This window comes from Nocardioides sp., from assembly GCF_014360585.1.
Classification (GTDB): Bacteria; Actinomycetota; Actinomycetes; order Propionibacteriales; family Nocardioidaceae; genus Nocardioides.
On the sequence record NZ_JACIXG010000024.1, the window covers coordinates 54038 to 61358 of the forward strand.

At 69.7% G+C, this 7321-nt stretch carries 9 protein-coding genes and 2 tRNA genes; all 11 read right to left on the minus strand.

The window, feature by feature from the left end:
• Nucleotides 1-36 precede the first annotated feature (36 nt).
• The 11 genes from H5T77_RS10350 to H5T77_RS10400 all read right to left on the minus strand — a co-directional run bounded on the left by H5T77_RS10350 (nucleotide 37) and on the right by H5T77_RS10400 (nucleotide 7160).
• Entirely contained in the window at nucleotides 37-1065 is a 1029-nt protein-coding gene (locus tag H5T77_RS10350; protein WP_292648565.1) for a UDP-N-acetylmuramate dehydrogenase, read from the minus strand.
• Nucleotides 1058-1483 (minus strand): MaoC/PaaZ C-terminal domain-containing protein, encoded by a 426-nt coding sequence (locus tag H5T77_RS10355; protein WP_292648567.1) that lies wholly within the window; start codon nucleotides 1481-1483, stop codon nucleotides 1058-1060. Before H5T77_RS10355 ends, H5T77_RS10350 begins: the two co-directional genes overlap by 8 nt.
• Nucleotides 1483-1890, minus strand: coding sequence for an FAS1-like dehydratase domain-containing protein (locus tag H5T77_RS10360; protein WP_292648568.1), 408 nt, complete (start codon nucleotides 1888-1890; stop codon nucleotides 1483-1485). The genes H5T77_RS10355 and H5T77_RS10360 overlap by 1 nt, the downstream gene beginning before the upstream one ends.
• 222 nt (nucleotides 1891-2112) lie before the next feature.
• Entirely contained in the window at nucleotides 2113-2283 is a 171-nt protein-coding gene (gene rpmG / locus H5T77_RS10365; RefSeq protein WP_292648570.1) for a 50S ribosomal protein L33, read from the minus strand.
• A 46-nt stretch (nucleotides 2284-2329) separates the two neighbouring features.
• Nucleotides 2330-2403 (minus strand) — tRNA-Met (locus tag H5T77_RS10370).
• Between the two features lie 50 nt (nucleotides 2404-2453).
• Nucleotides 2454-2526, minus strand: a tRNA-Thr gene (locus tag H5T77_RS10375).
• A 73-nt stretch (nucleotides 2527-2599) separates the two neighbouring features.
• On the minus strand, nucleotides 2600-4030 hold the full coding sequence (locus H5T77_RS10380; RefSeq protein WP_292648571.1) for an amidase: 1431 nt from the start codon (nucleotides 4028-4030) through the stop codon (nucleotides 2600-2602).
• A gap of 50 nt (nucleotides 4031-4080) precedes the next feature.
• A complete protein-coding gene (locus tag H5T77_RS10385; RefSeq protein WP_292648573.1) occupies nucleotides 4081-4758 on the minus strand; it encodes an LrgB family protein in 678 nt (225 codons plus the stop codon).
• A gap of 4 nt (nucleotides 4759-4762) precedes the next feature.
• A complete protein-coding gene (locus tag H5T77_RS10390) occupies nucleotides 4763-5152 on the minus strand; it encodes a CidA/LrgA family protein (RefSeq protein ID WP_292648575.1) in 390 nt (129 codons plus the stop codon).
• A complete protein-coding gene (locus H5T77_RS10395) occupies nucleotides 5149-6087 on the minus strand; it encodes an ROK family protein (protein ID WP_292648577.1) in 939 nt (312 codons plus the stop codon). Before H5T77_RS10395 ends, H5T77_RS10390 begins: the two co-directional genes overlap by 4 nt.
• Nucleotides 6088-6131: 44 nt before the next feature.
• Entirely contained in the window at nucleotides 6132-7160 is a 1029-nt protein-coding gene (locus tag H5T77_RS10400; RefSeq protein WP_292648579.1) for a pirin family protein, read from the minus strand.
• Between the last annotated feature and the right edge of the window lie 161 nt (nucleotides 7161-7321).

Here is a 7321-nt window from a genome sequence, read left to right on the forward strand (position 1 = left end):
CCGAGTCGGCTCGTTCTGACGCGCCGACTCGGCAGGCTAGAGGGAGACGCCGAGCATGACGGGCTCGTTGACGAGCACGATCCCGTACGCCGCCTCGACCCCGTCACGCACCTCTCTCGCGAGGACGAGCAGGTCCTCGGTCGTGCCCTCGCCGCGGTTGGTGAGGGCCAGCGTGTGCTTCGTGGAGAGGGAGACGCGGCCGGCCAGGCCGTCGGGCGTGTGGCCCTTCTTGAACCCGGCGTGGTCGATGAGCCATGCAGCGGAGGTCTTGACGGTGCCGTCAGGCTGCGGATAGGCCGGAGCGCCCTCTGGCACATCCTCCGGCGCGACGACGGGGTTGGTGAAGAACGAGCCCGCCGACCAGGTGTCGTGGTCGGCCTCGTCGATGACCATGCCTTTGCTGCTGCGCAGGTTCAGGACGGCCTCACGGATCTGCTTGGACGGCACCCGGGTGCCCTGCTCGACGCCGAGGGCGCCGGCGAGCTGGGCGTACGCGATCGGGGAGCCCGTCTCGCCGTCGGTACCGAGCCGGAAGTCGACCGAGAGAACCACGTAGCGCCCGGGCGTGGCCTTGAACCGCGACCAGCGGTAGCCGAACCCGCACTCCTCAGCGGTGAAGCTGCGCACCTCGCGGCGCTCGCGGTCGAACACCTTGACCGAGGTGATGGTCTGGGAGACGTCCTGGCCGTAGGCGCCCACGTTCTGGATCGGGGTGGCGCCGACACTGCCGGGGATCCCGGAGAGCGCCTCGACACCGCTCCAGCCCTTGTCGACGGCGGTCGACACGAAGTCGTCCCAGGTCTCGCCCGCAGCCACCGTGACGAGTACGCCGCCCTCGACCGTCTCCACCGACACGCCCGTGGTCGCCAGCTTGATGACGGTGCCCGGGAAGCCCGCGTCGGCGACGACCAGGTTGCTGCCGCCGCCGAGGAGCAGCACGTCCTTGCCGGCCACGTCGGCAGCGGTCACGGCCTCGATGATCTCCGTCTCGGTGGTCGCGGTGACGAACTCCGCCGCCGGGCCGCCGAGGTGGAAGGTGGTGTGCCGGGCCAGGGGCTCAGACACGTACGGAGACCTTCGGCATGCCGAGCACCTTCTGGGATTCCCCGGTGGTCGAGCCTGTCGAGACCACGGTCAGGGCGATCGTCGCCAGCCCGTCCTCGACCGACTTGACGGTGCCGCTGATGGTCACCGAGGTGCCCTCCTCGTCATCGGGTACTACGACCGGGTTGGTGAACTTGGCACCGAAGTCGACGACCTCGGCACCGTCGGTCCACTCCGAGACCGCTCGAGCGACCAGAGCCATGGTGAACATCCCGTGGGCGATCACCCCGGGGAGGCCGACGGCGGTGGCGATCCGGTCGGACCAGTGGATCGGGTTGAAGTCACCGCTCGCACCGGCGTAGCGAACCAGCGACGCCCGGGTCACGGGGTAGGTCTTCGGGGCCAGCTCGGCGCCGGCCTCCAGCACGGTGTCGGACATCAGGCGACCTCCGCCGCTCGGTGGACCAGGGTGGCTGAGGTCGTGCACACGAGCGCGCCGGACTCGTCGGTGATCTCGGAGACGGTGCCGATGATGTCGTTGCCGCCGATCTGACGCAGCGAGGCGACGCTCAGGGTCGCGGTCAGCACGTCGCCCGGAGCGATCGGCCGGACGTAGGAGAACTTCTGCTCACCGTGCACGATCCGCGACAGCTCGACCTCGACATCCTCGAGGAAGGCGTTCATCGCGTCGAAGGCGAGCACGATCGGGAACGTCGCCGGGACCCGGTCGCCGCTCTCCCAGCTCATCCCGGTGGCGGCAGCGAGCTCCCGCACCTTCTCGTCGGTGACCCGATAGGGCCTGGTCGGAGGAAACGCGCGCCCTACGAGCGACCCATCAACTGCCATGCGTACAACTCTAGTGGTCCGCCGAGAAGTCGCCCCCGTCGGCCGAAGCGTCACGTACGTCGGCCGAGTTGGGATCGGTCTGCCAACTCGGACGACCGAAGTGACGTTTCGGCCGACCGGAGTGACGCTTCGGCAAATAGACGAACGCCCCGCCTCCCGAAGTGCGGGAGCGGGGCGTTCGGAGCGCTGATCAGCGTCGCGCTCTACCTATGAAGACAGACTTCAGCGGGTCTCTCGGTGCGCCCGGTGGCAACGGCACCGCGGGCAGTACTTGTTGAGCTCGATACGGTCGGGGTCGTTCCGACGGTTCTTCTTGGAGATGTAGTTCCGCTCCTTGCACTCGGTGCAAGCGAGGGTGATCTTCGGACGAACGTCGCTGCTCTTGCTGGCCACAGGAGTTTCCTTACGGTGCTGATCGAGGTGTTGCGGTCTTTGGCGGTAGCGGGGGCGGGGATCGAACCCGCGACCTCACGATTATGAGTCGTGCGCTCTAACCGCCTGAGCTACCCCGCCTCAACAGGAATCAGGCCCGCAACATTCCTGCTGCGGGACCCGAACTCCAGAGCCCCTTTACGGAATCGAACCGTAGACCTTCTCCTTACCATGGAGACGCTCTGCCGACTGAGCTAAAGGGGCGTTGCGTGAGAGAACATTACGGCAGGGGCGCCACGCTCACAAATCGAGGCGATCCTTCCGCGGATCACCCACATCATCGCAGGTCAGCGGGGTCCTCGGCGAATCCGCCGGGCTCCCAGATGCGCGCGAAACCCATCGCCTCCTCGAGCTCGTAGGACAGCTCGAGCAGCATCCGCTCCTGTCCCGGCGCCGCCCCGAACATCATCCCCTGCGGCAGCCCGGCCAACGTCTGCTGAATCGGCAGCGACACCGCCGGCCCACCGACGACGTTCTGCCACGGCGTGAACGCGACCCAGGCCATCAGCCGTTCCATCACCACCTCGTAGGCCTGGCTCGGTGCCAACCGCCCGATCTCCGGTGTCTGGTGCGCGACCGTGGGTGTCAGAACGACGTCGTACGCCGCGTGGAAGCCCTCCGCGATCGCCTGCGCCCTGCGCAGCCGGACGATTGCGGCCGGGACGTACTTCGCGTTCTTCAGCGTGTGCTGGGCCAGGCCGACGGTGAGGTTGTCGAGCCGCTGGCGGTCCCAGGTCTTGCCGCGGAGCGGCCCGGCGTTGACCAGGGCGACGGCGAGAGTGCCCCAGTAGAGGACGAAGTCGTCGGCGAAGGTCGCCGGCACCGGCGCGGGCACGCTCTCGACGGTGTGGCCGAGCTCTTCCAGCACCGCCGCCGTCTTGACCGTGAGCTCGGCGACCTCGGGACTGGCCTCGCGCCCGAGCGCGCCGGTGAAGATGGCGCAGCGGAGCCGTTTCGTCCCGGGCCCGGTGACGTCCCCGATCGGCGGGAGCGAGGTGTGATGAGCCTTCTCGGCCTCCCGGAAGAAGGCAGCGGTGTCGCGCACCGATCGGGTGAGAACCCCGTCGGTGACGATCTTGAGCGGCAGCAGCCCGTAGAGCGGGTCCTGCGGCAGCCGGTCGCGGGTCGGCTTGAGCCCGACCAGCCCGCAGGCTCCGGCCGGGATCCGGATCGAGCCGCCGCCGTCGTTGCCGTGAGCGAGCGGCACGGCCCCGGCAGCGACCAGCGCACCCGAGCCGGCCGACGACGCGCCGGCCACGCGGTCGGTGTCCCACGGGTTGCGCACCGCGCCGAGCCGCGCGTGCTCGGCGGTGCCCGAGAAGCCGAACTCCGAGAGCTGGGTCTTTCCCAGCGACAGCAGCCCGAGCTTGAAGAGCAGCTTGGTCATCTCGCCGTTGCGTGAGGCCGGCGGCATGACGTACGAGTCCGTGCCGTTCCGGGTGGGCGCCCCGGCGACGTCGGTGTTGTCCTTGATCAGGGTGGGCACGCCTGCGAAGAAGCCTGCCCTCGGCGCACGCGCCTGGACCCTGGCCCGGTCGAAAGTCCGGTACGCCATCGCGCCGAGTTGCGGGTCGACCGCCTCGATCCGCGCGATGGATGCCTCGACGGCCTCCGTGGTGCTGAAGTCACCACGCCGCAGCGCCTCGGCGACCCCAACCGCGTCGAGAGTGCCGAGTACGTCGTCGGAGAAGGCGTGCACACGGGCCATGAGATCTACGTTAGAGGCTCCCCGGGCAGAGCCCCGCTCGTGGGACCGGCTCAGAGCAGGAAGTACGCCACCAGCGGGACCAGCAGACACGTCACCACCGCGGTGAGTCCCATCGCCAGCCCGGAGAAGGCGCCTTCGACGCGGCTCTCCTCCAGCATCCGCGCGGTGCCGATGCCGTGGGAGACCGCACCGACCGCGATGCCGCGGGCTCGCGGGTCCCGGATCCCGAGCAGGGTCAGGAGACGGGGTGCCACCATGGCGCCGACGATGCCGACCACGATCGCGAAGGCCGCCGACAGCTCCGGGTAGCCGCCCAGCCGTTCGGTCAGCGCGATCGACACCGGAGCGGTGACGGCCTTGGTCGCCATCGTCCGCTCCAGCACATCGCCGCCACCGAGCCAACGCACCAGCAGGACGCCGCTGACCATCGACACCACCGCGCCGGCGGTCAGCGCGAACAGGACCGGGACCACCATCCCCTTCAGCCGGGCAGCCTGGTGGTAGAGCGGGATCGCCAACGCCACCGTCGCCGGCCCGAGCAGGAAGCTGATCAACGTCGTCGCGTCGGCGTAGTCGTCGTAGGTCGTGCCGCTGAGTGCCAGCAGAGCCCCGACGATCACGACCGCGACCGCGACCGGCTGGGCGAGCGGCGAGTGGGTCCGTCTGCGCAGCCACCGCCCGAGCTCGTACGCAGCCACCGTCACGAACAGCCACAGGACGATGCTCACTGGATCATTCGATCTCCTCCCCCGGAGCGCCCTGGGTGCCGGCGACCTCGGGCACCCGGCGCAGGAACAGCCCGAGCACCCAGCCCACGGTGGCCAGCCCGAGCAGCCAGGAGCCGAGCAGCGCGACGACGATGGGCAGCGCGGCGTCGCGGATGACCGCGAGGTAGGCGATCACCCCGACCCCCGCCGGGATGAAGAAGAGCTGCAGGTGGGAGAGGAAGTAGTCGCCGACCTGGATGATCGGGTCGTCCTCGCCGCCACGGCGACGCAGGACCAGGACGAGGAACAGCAGCAGCATCCCCACCACAGGGCCGGGCAGGGGGATCCCGGTCAGCTCGACGATCGCGGTTCCGGCCAGCTGGCATCCGAGCAGCCAGAGGAGGCCGACAATCACTGCGTGTCGATCAGCGACTCGATCGCCATCGCGGCGCAGCCGACCAGGCCCGAGGAGTCGCCGTGCAGCTGGGCCATGAAGGTGAGCTCGCGGGTGGCGATCGGGTTGGCACGGGCGTAGACGCTCTCGCGCACCCCGGCGGTGTAGAGGTCGAAGGCGCCGGCCATGTCACCGCCGATGACGACGACCTCCGGGTTGAGCAGGTTGACGGCGGTGGCGACGACCTCGCCGAGCTGTCGCCCGCCCTCGCGCAGCAGCCCGCGCGCCACGGCGTCGCCGGCGAGCGCGGCGGCCACCAGATCGCGTACGTGACCTGCGGGGACGCCGGAGTCGGTCAACCGCTGAGCGAGCGCCCAGCCGGACGCGACCGTCTCCAGGCAGCCGGTCGAGCCGCAGCGGCAGGGCCGGTCTCCGGCAGCGTCGATACGGGTGTGACCGATCTCGCCGGCCGCCCCGAGGGCCCCGGTGACCACCTTGCCGTCGGTGATGATGCCCATGCCGAGGCCGGTCGATGCCTTGACGACCAGGGCGTTGCGTACGGGATGGTCGGAGTTGAAGAGCTCCGAGCGCGCCAGCGCGTGCGCGTCGTGGGCGAGGATCAGGGGAGCGTCGGTCAGCGCGGTGAAGTAGGGCGCCAGCTGGACGCCGTCCCAGCCGCCCATCGCCGGGGTGTCGATGCTCATCCCGAGGTCGGGGTTGACCACGCCGGGCAGGCTCATCCCGATCGCCAGGACCGGCAGGTCGATCGAGGTCACCATCTTGGTCATCCGTTCGACGACCTCTGGCATCAGCGCCTCGGCGGAGATGCCGACCTCGTGGTCTCGGGTGTCGCCGGCCAGCTCGCGTCCGGCGAGGTCGAAGACCGCGGCCTGGCTGCGGCTACGGCCCACCGCCACTGCCAGCACGACTCCTGGGTCTGAGGATTCGTCGCTCACGACTGCAGTCTATGCACGGGCGTGGACGCGAGCCTGGACGCCACCTAGGACCGCGAGCGGAGGCGCGCGTTGGGAAGAGGAGGTGCGGGGATCGGCTTCTGGTGGTTGCCCTCGACCACTCCGAAGCGCCCGGCGCCCACATCCTGGGAGTCCTCGACCAGCTCGCCGCCACGAGTGACCTGCTCCTGCCACTCCTGGCGGTAGGCGACGACCTCGTCGTGGGTGCGGCCGACGAAGTTCCACCACATGATGATCGACTCGCCGAACGGCGGACCGCCGAGGAGGAGCAGCCTGGTCCAGGCCTCGCCGGCCTGCAGGATCAGCGTCGTGGCGCCCGGAGGGGCGTAGGCGAGCGAGTCCTTCTCCACGTCGGCCGAGGCCGGACCGGACGGGCCGACACCGGTCATCGAAACCTCGCCGGTGTCCACCAGCACTCCGTGCTCGAACCGGCCATCGACCGGGATCTCGAGCCGGGTGCCGGGCTCGAGCAGGATCTCGGCGCCGAGGATCTCGGAGTAGGTCCGCACCGGCGACGTCGCGCCCAGCAGCGACCCCAAGAAGACCCGGACCGTCGCGCCCTCACGTTCGATCGGCGTCGGGCGGAAGTTCTCGAACGCCGGCTCGACGTCGCGGAACTCGTCGGGGAGGGCGACCCACAGCTGCGCCCCGTGCAGGACGGTGGTCTCGTCCGTCGAGTTCTCCGAGTGGGAGATCCCGCGACCGGAGGTCATCAGATTGACCTCGCCCGGGCGCACCATCCCGACGGTTCCGACCGAGTCGCGGTGCTCGACCTCGCCGGTGAAAAGCCAGGAGACCGTCGCCAGGCCGGTGTGCGGGTGCGGCGGCACCTCCATTCCCCCGGAGACGACGACATCGTCGGGACCGAAGTGGTCCAGGAAGCACCAGGCGCCGATCAGCGAGCGCGCGCGGGCGGGGAGGGTGCGGCGTACGTTCATCGCGCGCGGACCGCCCAGGGGCACGTCGCGCGGCGTGATGATCTGGATCTCGACGCCTTCGTCGCCGTTCCCGCCGACACACTCGACGGGGATGGGGTGCGCGTCCAGGTTCGTCATGGCTCAACGCTACTCCCGAAGAGATCGCCTCGAGCCAATACGTCGCCCCGCCATGCCGGCGTCACATCGAGGTCGCCGACGGGCTACCTCGATGCCACACGATGGGGCCGTGCTCATCGCTCAGCTCGCCAACTTCGTCGGCCCCACCTCCGGCGGGATGA